A 15823-nucleotide genomic window follows, 5' to 3' on the forward strand; every position below is an offset into this window, starting at 1 on the left:
AAGTTATTTTCACTGCTACCTCTCCTGACACTGCTCAATAGTGCCCAATTATTATGTGGATTTTAAAGCCATCGACTATAAACGAATCGGGTGGCAACGTCATCATTATGTGAAAAATGAAAAACGACATAGACTCAGTTTTGATACGCTTTCCTTTGCACTGTTTATCTTTTTACCTGTTTAACTATTTACTTTTACCCCTCTTTCATACGCCACTCGTTGTTTATTCATATATTCATGATAAGCACTAACATGACAACTCGCGTTTTGGAATTTAAGGTTTAGGACACTGTATTAGAATGGGTTTTACAATTTTATGTTCAAAAACCTTATATCCATCAAGCCAGGGAGTCTATTGCAACACAAATGCCTTCTCAACAAGCGGTAACACAATCGCTTTAAAGTAGCCCAATATTTTAAAAAACATGTGTTTAAATCAAAAAAGTGATGATTAGTTGAATTCTCAAATGGTTTTCAAAAGTCTTAATTGATGTTTATCAAAAGTAGTAGCACCTTAATTAAATAGGATACGCGCCATAATCTTACAAAAAAGTAACTTTCGAATTTCTTCTACTAGAATGAAATACAAGATATTTCTTATTATTTTTGAAAGGCATAGTCTATGAAAAAAAGCAGCGCCCTACTTTTACTAGCTTCGGCAATTACAATAACCCCAGCCTTCGCCTACGAAAAAGGTGACTGGATTATCCGCGCAGGATTGGCAAGTGTGCAACCTAACGATGATTCAACACCATTAACACTTAATGGCACAGAATTATCTCAACTAGGTTTGGGTTTACCTCGTACAGAAGCGAGTGTTGAATCTAATGAACAGTTAGGAATTACACTGACACATATGTTGTCCCAGAATTGGGGGATAGGACTTCTTGTTGCTACACCCTTTTCTCATGATGTCAACGCCGATGCTTTAGGGGTTAAAGCTGCAGAAGTTAAGCATTTACCGCCAACATTAACGGCACAATATTACTTTAATGGTGGCAATAACAGTTTCCAGCCTTTTATTGGCGCAGGTATTAATTACACCGTATTTTTTGATGAAGAGTCTGATTCACAGCTAAATACAGCACTGGCAGGTCTAGGTGCTACCGGTAATGCCGATGTAGATTTGGACTCCTCTGTCGGTCTTGCTTTAGAAGCAGGCTTCGATTATCGCTTAGATGATAACTGGCTATTAAACTTATCGGTTTGGTATACGGATATTGAAACAACAGCTAATTTTGAAACACCCGGTCTTGGCACTATATCAACTGATGTGGATATCGACCCATGGGTGATACTCGGATCATTCGGTTATTCGTTTTAAAAAAAACACCGGCCTTAGCCGGTGTTTTTTTATGCACTACTAACAATTATTAACTCACAACTCTTAGTTGATGCCACGCATGCCCTTTTTCAATAAAGGTGATATAGCAATCATAAATACACCAACACCAACACCGACCCACATCAGAAATTCATACAACTCCGTATAAGTCGCTAGTGTGCTAACCGTATCTGCTACCTCGGCACCAGAAGTGTCAATGGAAGCCATTTTCGCTATACGTGTTGCCACTGTTTCAGAGAGAGCAGTAGCTAAAAACCAGGTGCCCATGCTGACGCTAACAACACGGCCAATAGAGAGTTTAGTCACAGCTGATAATCCTACCGGAGATAAACAAAGCTCACCCATAGTATGAAGCAAATAGGCCAAGACCATCCAAATTGCTGCTACCTTACCGGCATCGTCAGCAAAGTTAGCGCCCAGTACCAGTGCGCCGAAACCGAGGCCAGCTTGCAGAATGCCCAGGCCAAATTTTACTGGCGTAGAAGGCTCTAAGTTTCGCTTTGACAGCCAAATCCAAATAGCAGCAAAAGGTATGGCTAGAATGATAATAAATAATGCATTCAGAGAACCAAAAGAAGCGGCAGGAATTTCGGAGCCAAGAAAATTTCGATCGAGAACTCGGTCGGCATACAATGTCATACTACCGGCAGACTGTTCAAACAAAGACCAAAATACAATAGTAGATACAATAAGAATCATCAGAACAACGGTGCGGCTATACTCTTTTGAGTCATGCATTTTAAAGCCATAGCCAATGAATGCCACAAGACCAAGCAACATAAACCCAAGCCAAGTATCGTTGCCCGTAAACGCCCAAACTAAACCCACTATCATTGTTACAGCAGCGAGCCCAACAGCTACCATATCCATTCCCTTTTCATTATTCATCATGGCAAATAAAATAATGCCGACAATGGCAACAATGAGTAAGCTATTTTGAGCTACGTGGACAATAGGCTCATTTTGAACCAACAACCACATAACACTTAAGGAAAGAATACCGCCAATATAAATCGCCCATTCTTTGTTGATAGGCCCCAAGAAACGCTCTTTTAGAATAGCAGGGTTATTGGGTTCGGCATGGCCATCGAGATATTTCTGGCCGTATAAGAAAGTAATTAGACCAAAGACCATACCAATACCTGCAGCGCCAAATCCATAGCCCCAACCATAGTTTTCCCCCAACCAAGCGCATAAAATGGTGGCCGTAAATGAACCTAAGTTGATTCCCATATAGAAAATAGTAAAGCCTGCATCCCGGCGAGGGTCGCTTTCAGAGTAAAGCTTGCCTACTATTGTGGAGATATTGGGCTTTAGAAAACCAACCCCTACGGTAATAAGAGCTAGCGCAAAGAAGAAAACATTCAATGCCATTACATCCTGCACTACCACGTCTTCGGCTACTGTCGAACCTGCCACAAGGACATCACCATTGTTTAACGTCACCGCCTCAGTTAATATGGTACCAGCGGTATATCTCACTGCCTCATGCCCTTCGTAGGCCATAAAAACATGACCTAATGTAAGCAAAATAGCACCGAAAATAACTGCTTTTCGCATTCCCAAATAGCGATCTGCTAACAAACCACCGATTAAAGGCAAGGCGTATACTAAGCCTGCGTACGCCCCAAGGACATCGAGACCTGCCGAATCGGTAAACAAATGATACTTTGTAACATAGAGCAGGTATTTCATCCCGTAAAAAGAAAATCGCTCCCATAACTCAGTAGCAAAGCAAACATATAAGCCCTTGGGGTGACCAAAGAGTTCGCCACTATTACTTGTGGTAATCGCGGCTGATGATTCGATAGTAGACATGCTTTCTCCAAATACCTAAACTTATTTATGAGACGTTTGATATAAACGCCACCTCAAGCCTATGGGGGCCAGCCCCATTACCTGAAGACATTGTTATAGTTGGTATAGTTAACGATCGAGGTAGTAAATAGCTTGCAATCATCTATCGCCATTGTCATTTATATAAATATCTGTATAGCTCACTAACTTGTGTACAATTAATAGCTGTTGTGATTTGCTACTATTGTGTAACTTATCACCACAGGCACAGCTGCTGTATTACAGTTATACGAACGAATATGACGATTTAACAACCAGTTTTACACCAAGATCTATTCATTTAAATTTATTGTTATTGCTGCTCATCTAAGCTTTTAAGCCTTACCTAACCAAAAGTAACCGTTGATCAGCAAAGAGAGCCTAAGTAATTGTTCTAGGCTATCAGCCTCTAGCTATTACATGCTCTTTATTAACACTAGAATTGACAGCTATTTCAGTAATTCTATCCTCCGCCAAGATAACATGTTTTACCGTCATTGATGAATGCCAAATTGAGATTTACGGCAGCTATCTCTCCTTTGGTCGCAGGATTGCACACACCGAAGACTGCTTTCAAAATGCGGTACAGTATATCGGGCTTAAGATGGAAAAAGCTGTTGTTTAAGATCAAACAAGCTAAAGAGCGATGAGTTCCTTATGATAATTAAGCAATATGGCGAAGCTCCAAAAAGGCATGAGTGGCAATAAAGAGACACTTGTCGGCCGATCAAAAAACAATCAGTCATATTATGCCGTTACTCTTCATACCGCTTGTGTGTGAAAAAGATTCTTGACGCCTATGGTACTACGGAAAATATCTTCAGAATATTTGCCTTAAAAAAAATAAAAACTACTTCAAACGCCAACCTCAAATGCCTATAAGTGGCTTTTAGTTAAGCTCAAGGTGACTTGTAGTTTTTATTTAAAAATTAATATTACAAAGCAGAATAGATTTAGCCTCTGATAAAAACTTCAAAGTCTGAAATACAACCACGGCTTGTAATACACTATAGGTGAATTACCTTTTAGGGCTAACCTAAAATCCACATTTGTTAACAGATCAAAATAAAAATAATGAATAATTTAAGGTCTTTATCATGATAAAAACTATTTGCAGATATTTTTTTAGTATTTTTCTTCTCTTCGCTTTTAGCATGTATTCTCAAGCAAATATTTGTCTGGAAATCAAATTACCCCAGCACCCTAATTACACATTTGACGACGATATCAACGTTATCTCTTACGACAATACGACGATTGCAGGCAATATATTAGTACCAAAACATCCCCCAAGCGAAAAGGGTTTTCCTGCAATTATATTTGTCAATAGTTGGGTGGTAGAAGAACACGAGTATCTTATACAAGCAGCACAGTTTGCAGAAAAAGGATATGTAGTTTTCAGTTATAGTGCTCGTGGCTGGGGGTGTTCAGGTGGCGAGGTAAATGTCGCCGGGGAAAAAGATATTAAAGATCTTTCTTCAATTATTGACTGGCTTATTGCCAACTATCCTATTGACTCGCAAAACATTGGTATCAGCGGTATTTCTTATGGCTCAGGAATAAGTTTGATGGGCTTAGCAAAAGAGCCGAGAATAAAAACTGCAGTCGCGATGAGCACATGGGCATCACTAACAGATGCGCTTTATCAGCAACAAACCCCACGTTTTTTTTGGGGCTTTTTACTTGTTTCCAGTGGTTTACTCACCGCAAATATGGATCCGATTATTGCACAAAACTACAACAACTTACTTACCAATAGAAATATACCCAGCACATTGTCCTGGGCAGAAGAGCGTTCAGTAAAGAACTTTGTCAACCTAATCAATGAGCGCAATGCCCCGGTATATCTAGCAAATAGTTTTGGCGATAACTTATTTCAGGCAAATAATCTATTAAAATTCTTCTCGCGTTTAAGTGGCCCCAAAAGATTGGATTTAAACCAAGGCACACATGCCAGCGCAGAAGGCTTAGGTTTGCTAGGATTTGATAACTTTACTTGGCGCAATACACATAGATGGTTTGACTACTGGCTGCGTGGAATCGAGACAGGTATTATACAAGAGCCCCCCGTAAGCACATTAACCAAAGTTCCTGCTGCAAACCAATATTACCAACGTAATTTTTTTGAAAACTGGCCTAGTAATACTATTGGCGAAGAGGAATTTCATTTATTACCAAGAGGTTTGCTTTCCAATGGAGAATTGTCACGGCAACCTTACTCATCTTATTGGACTAAGACTAATAAAATTTTTAGCGGCTTAGATACTTTCGCAACAACAGGAATTCCTATTCTTTCTGAGTTGTTAGATGGGCAACTACGAACCCCCGTAAGAACACCTCTAGCTTTGATCAACCGTGCAAATGGTATTGTATTTGAGGGGCCACGTCTTTCTCAAACAATGAAAATACGAGGTATTCCAAAAATAAAACTCAACGTTCGGCCCTCCCTGAAAAAGTTACAATTAAACGCTTATCTATATGACGTACACGCCGGAGTAGGTACATTAATTAGCCATGGCCCAATCACTCTATATAATGCTGAAAGAGGACAAACCCAGGAGTTAGAGTGGGAGATGGTGGCCACTGCTTATGATGTCCCAGCTGGTCACAAATTAGCGATTGCCATTGACACTTTTGATGCACTATACGCTGTTCCAACACTACTACCCTATTCAGCTTCGTTTAAGTTTCAGCGCGATTTAAGCTCAACACTCACATTACCGGTAACTCGCTAATAGTTATATACCGCATACATTTCATTAAGCGATTTTGGAAATATGGAGAATGAATTTATTGGCAAATAAGTATTGCTATCAGTAAAGCAAGGATGCAATACATAAGTATATACCTAGGAGCTCCGTAAATAATAGGTGGATATCGGATACACATTTGACAAGTAGGTAAAACCATTTATTAGTATTTGCATTAAAACATTAGCAACAAAATAGAAAGCACGCTTATAGTGGCGCAGTTGATTTATTTTTTGACGCCAATAACTTTTAGAGGCTGTATTTATATGTGATATGGTTAGCAAATAAATTTTCACTGCAATATACAAAAATAAAGCGGGATTATTTAATAGCTTTTTTATCATTGTTTACATTAAGCCTCCACCACTTCTTCAATAATGTTTTAAAAAAACGTTGTTGAACAATTTTTAGGAAATAACTATGAAAATATTGGTCACCCTCATACTTTTATTGGGTTCTTTTTCTTCGTTGGCTCAGGCAGTTAGTTATGATCGTGATTTTTTTGTTGAAGTTACATCAACAACAAATGAAAACACGGGAACAGTGACAGAAAAGATGTTTGGAACACTAGCGTACGAAAGAGCACATGAAGAGAATTCTTTTACTGCCGTATCCACTACATCAAATGGGTATATTTATTTTTTAGCCAGAGATAAAGGTATAAATTTTAGCTGCTTCGTTCATGAGAGTGTAAAATCACCTTCAGAAATGGAAAACTTTAGGACAATTGCTGCAGCTTTTAATAATGGCTCTCGTATTTTAGTTACAAAATTTGGCCACTTAGACTACTGCAGTGGAGCCTCACTACATAAGAATAGCTGGCAGCATTTAAACTAGTAACCCTATCTATTATTGGCTTATCTACAAGAGAAAATGAAAAAATCTCATATAGTTTTAACTACAGCCATAATTTCATTACTGGTGCTACAAGGCATCAGTAATGTTTGGTTTGCATACAACATAAACTCAAATGTAAAAAATTTAATAACACAATCTCAAAACACAAGAAAAGAGAGGGGTATAAGAGATGAATATAGTAAGCAAGAGTCCACTTTCACATCATTTCATTTAGACAACAATACTTCTAAGAGCTTAGAAAAAATAATTGAACAACAAGTTAAACTCGCACTAGCAGATTATAAAAAAGCTCTTATTCATAAGAAAGAAGAATCATTTACTTGTAATAATAAGGTGGCACCTGTATCGGATGAATATATAGACATAAGGGAGTCGGAAGAAGCATTCTCAGCAGCAACTGACATCGTTTCACAAGCTCTCCTACAAGGAGATTGGGATGAATCAGTAAATGAAAAGCTATCTATCTATAGTGACAAAATGACAGATGCTCAGCGCAACAAAATAGTTGGAAAGTATATCCAAGCATTTAAAGAAGGTTCAATTTCGTCGGGCACTATTCCACCATTTTAAAGGCAAAGCGATAGGTAATTTCTTTATGTTCCTTCTCTTCAATAAGAAGCGTTACATAGTGGCTATCAAATAGGTTAGCGTATCACTACTGAAAATGTTCACATTCTAAAGAAATGAAATCACTAAATTAGAGTTATCAATACTTAACAGGGTCGATTTTTAACCAAAAATATTGCAGAATAGTAAGTGTTTTCTTATTTAAGGCAAACTTAGTAAATGAACATACATATTCCGCAGTTCTTAACAAGGAAAGGCATTTTTAGCTTACTCGTTTTACTTTGCACACTGTGCTCCGCAAAAGGGTATAGTGAAAACTTCACACAAGAAAATGTTAAGAAAGCTAATGAAATAATTACAAAAATAGTGAACGCCTATGGTGGCCAAGAAAGACTATCACAGCTTGACGGAATTTTACTTGAATATGATGTTATTAATATAAACGCCCAACAGAGTAAAGCTACCGTAGCACCTTGGGATCGCTCAAAAGGAAAACAAGTTAACGCGTTGAGCTTTTCTAAAAAAATAGCCTATAACGAGAGTCTTGATACTAGTGGAGGCCATAATATTCACCTAGCCACTATGATAAAGAATGGAAAGACTAAGCAAGTAGATCACCGACGACAAACCGTCGCAGTAGGTGTTAGCGGAAACTTTGCTAGTGTTGCCGGCCCTGTTGTCCGTATTGTTTCTACATTATTGGCAAAGCAACTACTCATTCATTCCACATCTACTCGTTACCTCGGCAAACAAAAAATACATGGGCAAAAAACAGATATTATTAGCTTTGATATGGATATGGGGCCAGCTCTGACATTGTATATAAATCGCGAAGGCTATATTTTAAAAAGCGAACGGATTATAGGCCCATTTCTAGTGGAGTATTTTTTTGCAGACCACCGTCAACACCAAGGCTTATATTATCCGCATAAATCATGGTCAGTTATAAATGAGGCACCAAGCCAGGAGTTTTATATAAGTTCTATAGATTTTGACTACGACCCGGCTCGGCGAACAAAAACACCTTCGCACTATCGTATTATTGATCCACCGCCCCCACCTCAGCGTAAGGTTACTGAACTGGCAAAAAATGTCTATTGGGTAACAGATGGTGGAGCAAACAACCTTTTTATTAAAAGCGGACAAGAGGTTATCGCCGTCGGCGGCTCGCTAGACTCAGACAAACGCTTTCATGCACTACAAAATAGAATTGGCAAACTTTCCTTAAGACACGCCATCATTACTCACCACCACAGTGACCATGTAAGTGGTGTGGCAGGCCTTGTGGCGGAAGGTGCGACTATTTATACAGTAAAAGAGCATGCAAAAATAATAAAAAACGCAAGTGCGCACAAAAAACCAACAATGGTATTCGTCAACAAAAAAATGCGCTTGCAAAATATATCGACCCCGATTGATATCTATGACATCGGGCCAACGCCACATTCCGAACATTACTTATTGGTACATTTACCCGAGCATGGAATAATCTTTGAAGCAGATCATTTTTTAATTCCTGGGAGTGGGCCAATGCCCCCTGTTACTGATAATGTCAGAGCTTTAGTAAGTGCAATTAAAGAATTAAAAATCAATGTAAAAACCATTGCATCTGCACATGCCGCAGTGCTGGCAAGTTTTGATGACTTACTTATTTCTCATAGGACAAAAGAAAAGCGAAAATGATCTGAACCTTTGTTGCCCCATGTGCTATATGTGACGAAGATCATAAAATATTATTATGGCACTGAGTGGACATAGCTTATGTCCGCCCTAGACAAAAACAAACTAGGTGCACCAAAAAATAACTGATGGTTCCTTTTAATAAGCGCTATTAAAACCTAATCTAAATATTGGTTATAAAGCACAATAGTAGAGTTTTATTTTTAGCTAGCCTTATACATTTAATTTAAGTTGTTTATTTTTAAAAATAAATGCGCTTAGGGTACTGATGCCGATAAGACGAATATTTCCTCCGCGAGTTATTAAATGAATGTCGAACAACCTCCTAGCGTGCCCACCTTCAACTAACACCGTGCTAACCGCAGACTATAGATATTGCACTATCCATAACGCAAACATACAGAGTCATAACACAAGCTCTAGCAAAAATAACGAAAATATAAACTTTCTATAACTTCTAGTTTATCCCCCTTCTCCCCCTGCTAAGGGTATGTAAAATAATATTCATCGCATCGCCAGCTACAAAAATCTTATGGAATGCCGTGGCGATAAAAACTATATGTTTGTCCGAACACTTTTATTTTTTAGTTAATACTGATTTAAAACACCTCAAATAGGAAAACACCCCATGCCCATCTCATCAAATGTTATCGCCTTAGTAGGTGGTCGCCAATCATTTCGCACACTTGTAAAATTAGCCACGCCTGTTACAGGAGTTCTACTTTATACCCTATCTCAAGCAGCTTGGTCCGGTGCGTGGGTGCCTCAGAAAGGTGATGGCTACGCTAAAATAGGTTATGCCGACTACAGCGCTGATGATTTTTTTGGTAATAACGATGACTTGGGGGAATTCAACGGCGTTAATATCTCGTACTATGGTGAGCAAGGACTGGGTAACAATATCGGTATCTTCGGCAGCCTGCTGTATCAAGATTTGGAACAAATTGATAGTTCAGGTAATCTTACTGAATCATCAGGCTTCGGTGATACCGAACTTGGTATACGCTATCAATGGCAAGCATCTCCTTTCGTGTTTTCGACATCATTCACCGTTAAGCTACCTTTCTTGTACGACGAAGACGATGAGCTACCTCGCGGTAATGGTCAAGAAGATTATGAATTACGCTTCCTCATTGGTCGCAGCTTAAATCAATACGGTTATTTCGGTATAGAAGCAGGATATCGTTTAAGAGTAGATGAGCCGTCTGATGAGTATCGCTACCTGATTGAGTACGGGTTTAATGTCAACGACAACTTGTACCTTAGAACTAAAATTGACGCTATTGAAAGTGCTGGCAACGCCGATACAGCAAGTACAGGTACAAATACTAACCTATCGATTACCCCAGAATTCGACTTAGGTAGGTTAGAATTAACGGCAGGATGGAATTTTGGTGAAGCAAATACGTCAAACGGGCGCTGGGGAATAGAATTCACCTATAATAAAGACCTTTATGGGGATAACGCCCTCAAAGGTGACGGCTTTCAAATAGGACTAACACGAGCGTATTAAATGCTAATATTGAGTACAATTATTCTTGGTGTACATGGTTTATTACTTGCTATCTTATGTGGTTTCGGGCTACACCGCCTGTCCATGGTATATCGCTGGTATCGATATAGAAATGTCAAAAAAAATTTAACTCCCACCGAGAAGTTTGCGCAGAAGCCTAGTATTACTGTGCAAATTCCTTTGTACAATGAGCGCCTGGTTGCCGAACGAGTCATCGATGCCGTTGCGGCATTGCAATATCCTGCGGGCGCTTTACAAATTCAGATTGTCGATGACTCTACGGATGAAACCAAAGACCTGGTGTCTGAGCGAGTGCGCTATCATCAACAAAAAGGCATTAACATTCATCACGTGAGACGGGATGATCGCGAAGGTTATAAAGCAGGAGCTCTAAAGCAAGCGATGGCAAGCGCAACCGGTGAGTTTATCGCAATTTTCGACGCAGACTTCCTACCTCATCCAAGCTTGCTAGAAGACACCATTGATCACTTTAGCGATCCTAAAGTCGGTATGGTGCAATTTCGCTGGGAACACCTTAATCGCAAACAGAGCGCGCTGACCGAAACCCAAGCGATGATGTTGGATTCACACTTCAGTTTGGAACAAAACGTTCGTCACGCTAGCGATCTATTCTTCAATTTTAATGGTACTGCAGGGATCTGGCGCACAGAAGCCATCGTAGATGCTGGCCACTGGAGCGCAGATACACTCACTGAAGACCTCGACTTGAGTTATCGCGCGCAATTGCGCGGCTGGAAAATGATATACCTCAATGAGCAGTCGTGCGCTGGCGAGATACCCGCCAATATGAATGCTTTTAAAAGTCAGCAACACCGCTGGGTTAAAGGCGGTATTCAGGTGATGCTGAAAATTCTAGGCACAGTATGGCGCTCTCCTTTTAGTATCAGACATAAAATCGAAGCGACCTTCCATTTATCGAATAACTTGGCTTATCTGGTAATGCTGATTGATACCATATTCTTGCTCATCCCAAGTTTATTTATTCGCGAGTATTACGGCTATAATCAGCGATTTATGTGGCTTGATATTCCTATTGTTATTATGGCTTCAGGTGGTCATCTTATCTATCTGATTTTTGGCCAGGTCGCGCTAGGGCACTCAAAACTGAAGGCCTTGTTGAACTCTCCCAGGCTACTGCTCTTGGGCATCCAATTGGCGGTTAACAATGCTCGGGCCGCAGCGGAAGCACTTTTAGGACAAAAGAGCGAGTTTGTAAGAACACCGAAAAGTGGCGACTGCAATAAGGAGATAAAACAGAAACCACGCAAAGCGCTGCGACTGTATAATGCGGTAGCCCCTAAAGGTATGTTCTTCGAGCTACTATTCGCAATCGTCTATACCTTAGTTTTATTCTGGGCATTTGCCCACGAAATCTGGTTCATGCTGCCGTTTTTGTTATTGCTTATTGTTGGCTTTGCCAATAATGCTATCGGCGCAGTATTTCAACAACACGCAGAATGATGTCCCTCCCCCCTAACATTAATACTAGCCTTAACCACCGATCATGCCGCCGCGATGTCTATCTCGTGGCGTTACTATTTACTATCTTGGTAGCGCTGGCAAGCTATCCTGTCGGAGAGATTTTTCGCGGGGAAGGATGGCTTCCCCAAAGTCAGATTGGCAATGGCATCATTGCCCAGCACTTAGTTGCCACAGTGGCCATGTTCGCCGTTTGGCTTTATGGGCCTAACAGCCAAAAACTCAGGGATTATCGCTGGCTTATAATAGCGGCGATCGCCACCAGATTGATACTTATTCCTGCTGATGTCTATAGCTCAAATGATATTGATCGTTATCTATTTGATGGAAGATTATGGTGGGAGGGCTACGACCCATATCGAGTAAATCATGAAACCCCAGAAATACAAAGCTTAAGAGCTCTATGGGGGCCACCTGATGAGCATGCCGCCTACGTGACTATCTACCCTCCCCTGGCCTTAAGCTTATTCACACTGGCCGCAAGTTTTGGCGTTGAATGGGCAGCTATTGTATGGAAAGTCATTAGCGGATTGGCAGGTATTGGAGCGGTGATGGTGGCGGCTATGGTATTGCGTCATGCCAATCAACTGCAGCATCTTGCACTCTTTGCCTTATCGCCCTTACTTATATTGGAAACAGGTATTGGTGCTCACTTGGATATTTTCAGTGTTCTGTTTATATGTTTGGCGATATGGTGCTGGCAAACAAAACGTATCCTCCAATGCGGTGTATGGATAGCGGCAGGTACGCTGATTAAATTCTTACCCCTGGTTATAGCCATGCCGCTATTTTTGTCGGCACAAAACCATAAACAACGACTAAAACTCACAGCTAGTGTGCTCGCAACCATATCGGCAGGTTATGGCTCGGTAATCGCTCTAGGCCTAGAGCCTATTGGCAGTTTAGTTGTATTTTTCGAAAAATGGCGTTTCGGGTCACCCACCTTCAATGCTTTGAGTACACTTTCTTCTAGCAAAACCTTGCCGCTAGTTACGGCAAGCATATTAGTGTTAGGAATGGCACTTATCGCACTGTATTGCTTAAGAGATAAGCTATTTAGCAGTAAGCAGATAGACGATCAACAGAATAATCAGAGAACTATACACGCCATACAGCTTGCCCTTGCCCTACCCTTGCTGCTCAGTCCTGTGGTCTATCCTTGGTATTTGATGCCGCTACTTTTATTCATCGCCTTGTCACCAAAGGCCTACCTTCTCGCTTGGCTCACGCTGATGCCATTAACTTACGAAGTGATGGGTCAATTTATTTGTTGTGCCAACTGGAACCCTGCAGTTTGGCCATTATGGGTAGTGGCGGGAGGCCTATTATTGGGCCTGATATTTGACTTAAAAATTTATATTCCACGCTTATTAAATAAGCCTACTGCGGTTAACACCTTATGATTACGCTGATACAAAAATATAACCATTGGCTGCACGGTAAATGGCCGGCAAATACTGTTGAAAAATCTCCCTTAGTCAATCCTGACGGCACCACTGCACTAGTAGGTTGTTATGTGGTTGGAGATCTGACCGGTATTCCGCTACTAAAGTTTTCTTCCGATACCGGTGCTCGGGCAATACAACACATAGTACAGAGCGACGATTTTAAGGCTCGTAAGGCTCAAGAGGATGTATTAGATGTTGTCATAATAGGCGCGGGTGTCAGTGGTTATTCAGCAGCACTGGAAGCCAAAAAAAACAACTTAAATTTTAAACTTATTGAAGCAAGCGAAGCTTTCTCAACCATCAAAAACTTTCCTAAAGGCAAGCCAATATATACTTATCCATCGCAAATGGTGCCGGCAGGTGAGTTGAAGTTTGATGGTGATACTTGCGTTAAAGAAAGCTTACTACAAGAACTTGTCGACAAAGCCAATCAATCTGGTATCACCACATACACCGCCAATGCTAGCCACGTGGAGCGACTAAAAGGCGGTATATTAAGTGTTGTATTGCAGGAAAGTGCCAATGACGATAACAGCATTAAGGCCCACAAGGTCATCGTAGCCATCGGTCGATCGGGAAACTTTCGCCAACTTAACATCCCTGGCGAAGATAAAGATAAAGTTGTTAACCGACTACATGACCCAAAAGCGTATCAGGGCAAAAACATTCTTATTGTGGGCGGCGGAGATAGTGCCTTAGAAGCTGCGATTGCGACAGCAGAGGCTGGAGCCAATGCAACACTTTCCTATCGTAAAGAAGAGTTTTCTCGGCCAAAACCAGAAAATATAGAACGCGCGGAGAGTCTCGCTCAAGAAGGCAGACTCAATTTACAATTGGCGACCCGTGTACGAGAAATTAAAGACAACAGTGTCGTACTAACAAATAAGGATAAATCAGAACTCGAAATAGACAACGATAATGTTTTATCACTTATCGGTCGCGAGGCACCACTGGATTTTTTTAGGCGCAGCAAGATTCCCATTGCCGGGGAAAGTTCAATTAGCGGCTGGGCCATGTTTGCCGCTTTTTTTATTTTCACCATTGCTTTATACGATTGGAAAAACTGGGGCTTTTTAAATCATATCTGGAATTTAAGTGCTTTCCCCAATAATGCGCCTTCATTAATTGCGCAATGGGGAGAAAGCTGGCAAGCGATGGTTAATGATCGCACCACCTTGGTGGGTACACTGGCCACCTCCATGAAAGGTCGTTCGTTTTACTACACTCTACTCTACACCAGTTGTATCGGCTTTTTTGGCTGGGCCAGAATAAAAAGACGCAATACACCCTATGTTACAAAGCAAACGTTAACGCTGTTCTTTGTACAGCTTATTCCCCTGTTCTTACTGCCAGAAATTGTCTTGCCACTGTTGGGTTATCACGGTGCCTTTGATGCAGGCTGGGGTAAGAGCATCGCAGACAGCTTATTCCCTAGCTATATTTCTGCCGAAGCCCTGGCTGCCCATCAATGGCCAGAATGGGGACATCCTCGCGCCTACTGGCATGCGTATGGTTTTATCCTCGCTTGGCCATTGAATGTTTACAATGTATTTACCCCAACCCCTATTATGGGCTGGCTGATTATCAGCTTTGTTCAGACCTTTATTATTATTCCTGCCCTTATTTATAAATACGGCAAAGGCGCCTACTGTGGCTGGATATGTTCTTGCGGTGCCTTGGCTGAGACGATGGGAGATAATCAACGTCATAAAATGCCTCACGGGCCGTTTTGGAACAAGCTTAATATGCTCGGTCAAGCCATCTTGTTAGTGGCTTTTATTATGCTGCTTATCCGAATCGGCGGCTGGCTTATGCCGGAAAGCTGGATGAATCAATCTTTCGACCTATTGCTTAAAGGTGAAAATAGCGAATACAAGCTAGTAAACCCTATCAGCTGGAAATGGATCGTAGATGTTTTACTTGGCGGAATATTAGGCGTCGGGCTTTATTTCAAATACTCCGGCAGAATGTGGTGCCGTTTTGCTTGCCCCCTAGCAGCTTTGATGCATGTCTATGCCCGTTTTAGTCGCTTTAGAATATTCGCTGATAAAAACAAATGTATCAGTTGTGGGGTCTGCACAAGCGTTTGCCACCAAGGTATAGATATCATGAATTTCGCCAACAAAGGCGCCCCCATGCAAGACCCACAATGCGTTCGCTGCTCGGCATGCGTACAAAGCTGCCCTACAGGTGTATTAAGCTTTGGCGAAATTAACCGTCAAACAGGTGAAGTACTACGCACAGATACATTAGCAGCAAGCCCTGTACAGATGATGGAAATCATCGCAACAGATCGTAAAGTATCTTGAATTTTTGTGTGGGCCGC

The 15823-nt window shown here is 41.0% G+C and carries 10 protein-coding genes; 9 read left to right on the top strand and 1 reads right to left on the bottom strand.

Going from position 1 to position 15823, the window contains the following annotated elements; all coding sequences use genetic code 11:
- The first annotated feature begins 622 nt into the window (after positions 1–622).
- A complete protein-coding gene (locus tag BVC89_RS19515) occupies positions 623–1324 on the top strand; it encodes an OmpW/AlkL family protein (protein WP_086932807.1) in 702 nt (233 codons plus the stop codon).
- A gap of 63 nt (positions 1325–1387) precedes the next feature.
- Here the strand turns inward: BVC89_RS19515 and BVC89_RS19520 are convergent, their stop codons facing one another.
- Positions 1388–3163, bottom strand: a complete 1776-nt coding sequence (locus tag BVC89_RS19520; RefSeq protein WP_086932808.1) for a peptide MFS transporter — start codon at positions 3161–3163, stop codon at positions 1388–1390.
- A 1172-nt stretch (positions 3164–4335) separates the two neighbouring features.
- Between BVC89_RS19520 and BVC89_RS19525 the strand changes: the two genes are divergently transcribed.
- The 8 genes from BVC89_RS19525 to BVC89_RS19565 all read left to right on the top strand — a co-directional run bounded on the left by BVC89_RS19525 (position 4336) and on the right by BVC89_RS19565 (position 15806).
- Positions 4336–5916 (top strand): alpha/beta fold hydrolase, encoded by a 1581-nt coding sequence (locus tag BVC89_RS19525; protein WP_216825012.1) that lies wholly within the window; start codon positions 4336–4338, stop codon positions 5914–5916.
- 435 nt (positions 5917–6351) lie between these two features.
- A complete protein-coding gene (locus tag BVC89_RS19535) occupies positions 6352–6768 on the top strand; it encodes a hypothetical protein (RefSeq protein WP_086932811.1) in 417 nt (138 codons plus the stop codon).
- Positions 6769–6804: 36 nt separating this feature from the next.
- Complete coding sequence (locus BVC89_RS19540) at positions 6805–7359, top strand: hypothetical protein (RefSeq protein ID WP_086932812.1); 555 nt, start codon at positions 6805–6807, stop codon at positions 7357–7359.
- Positions 7360–7575: 216 nt separating this feature from the next.
- Positions 7576–9039, top strand: coding sequence for an MBL fold metallo-hydrolase (locus BVC89_RS19545; RefSeq protein WP_086932813.1), 1464 nt, complete (start codon positions 7576–7578; stop codon positions 9037–9039).
- A 625-nt stretch (positions 9040–9664) separates the two neighbouring features.
- A complete protein-coding gene (locus BVC89_RS19550) occupies positions 9665–10549 on the top strand; it encodes a hypothetical protein (RefSeq protein ID WP_086932814.1) in 885 nt (294 codons plus the stop codon).
- Positions 10550–12031: a glycosyltransferase gene (locus BVC89_RS19555; RefSeq protein WP_086932815.1), complete on the top strand. Its 1482-nt coding sequence runs from the start codon at positions 10550–10552 to the stop codon at positions 12029–12031.
- 65 nt (positions 12032–12096) lie between these two features.
- The gene (locus tag BVC89_RS19560; protein ID WP_158658039.1) at positions 12097–13452 is read left to right on the top strand and encodes an MptA/MptB family glycosyltransferase; all 1356 of its coding nucleotides are present in this window, start codon (positions 12097–12099) and stop codon (positions 13450–13452) included.
- Positions 13449–15806: an NAD(P)-binding domain-containing protein gene (locus BVC89_RS19565; RefSeq protein WP_216825013.1), complete on the top strand. Its 2358-nt coding sequence runs from the start codon at positions 13449–13451 to the stop codon at positions 15804–15806. Before BVC89_RS19560 ends, BVC89_RS19565 begins: the two co-directional genes overlap by 4 nt.
- Positions 15807–15823 lie beyond the last annotated feature (17 nt).

The organism is Agarilytica rhodophyticola, from assembly GCF_002157225.2.
GTDB classification, from domain to species: Bacteria; Pseudomonadota; Gammaproteobacteria; order Pseudomonadales; family Cellvibrionaceae; genus Agarilytica; species Agarilytica rhodophyticola.

Excerpts from the sequence above, each read along its gene's own strand:
- BVC89_RS19555 (WP_086932815.1), top strand. The coding sequence starts at position 10,550 with ATGCTAATATTGAGTACAATTATTCTTGGTGTACATGGTTTATTACTT.
- BVC89_RS19520 (WP_086932808.1), bottom strand. The coding sequence starts at position 3,163 with ATGTCTACTATCGAATCATCAGCCGCGATTACCACAAGTAATAGTGGC.
- BVC89_RS19540 (WP_086932812.1), top strand. The coding sequence starts at position 6,805 with ATGAAAAAATCTCATATAGTTTTAACTACAGCCATAATTTCATTACTG.
- BVC89_RS19525 (WP_216825012.1), top strand. The coding sequence starts at position 4,336 with ATGTATTCTCAAGCAAATATTTGTCTGGAAATCAAATTACCCCAGCAC.
- BVC89_RS19535 (WP_086932811.1), top strand. The coding sequence starts at position 6,352 with ATGAAAATATTGGTCACCCTCATACTTTTATTGGGTTCTTTTTCTTCG.
- BVC89_RS19550 (WP_086932814.1), top strand. The coding sequence starts at position 9,665 with ATGCCCATCTCATCAAATGTTATCGCCTTAGTAGGTGGTCGCCAATCA.
- BVC89_RS19565 (WP_216825013.1), top strand. The coding sequence starts at position 13,449 with ATGATTACGCTGATACAAAAATATAACCATTGGCTGCACGGTAAATGG.
- BVC89_RS19515 (WP_086932807.1), top strand. The coding sequence starts at position 623 with ATGAAAAAAAGCAGCGCCCTACTTTTACTAGCTTCGGCAATTACAATA.
- BVC89_RS19545 (WP_086932813.1), top strand. The coding sequence starts at position 7,576 with ATGAACATACATATTCCGCAGTTCTTAACAAGGAAAGGCATTTTTAGC.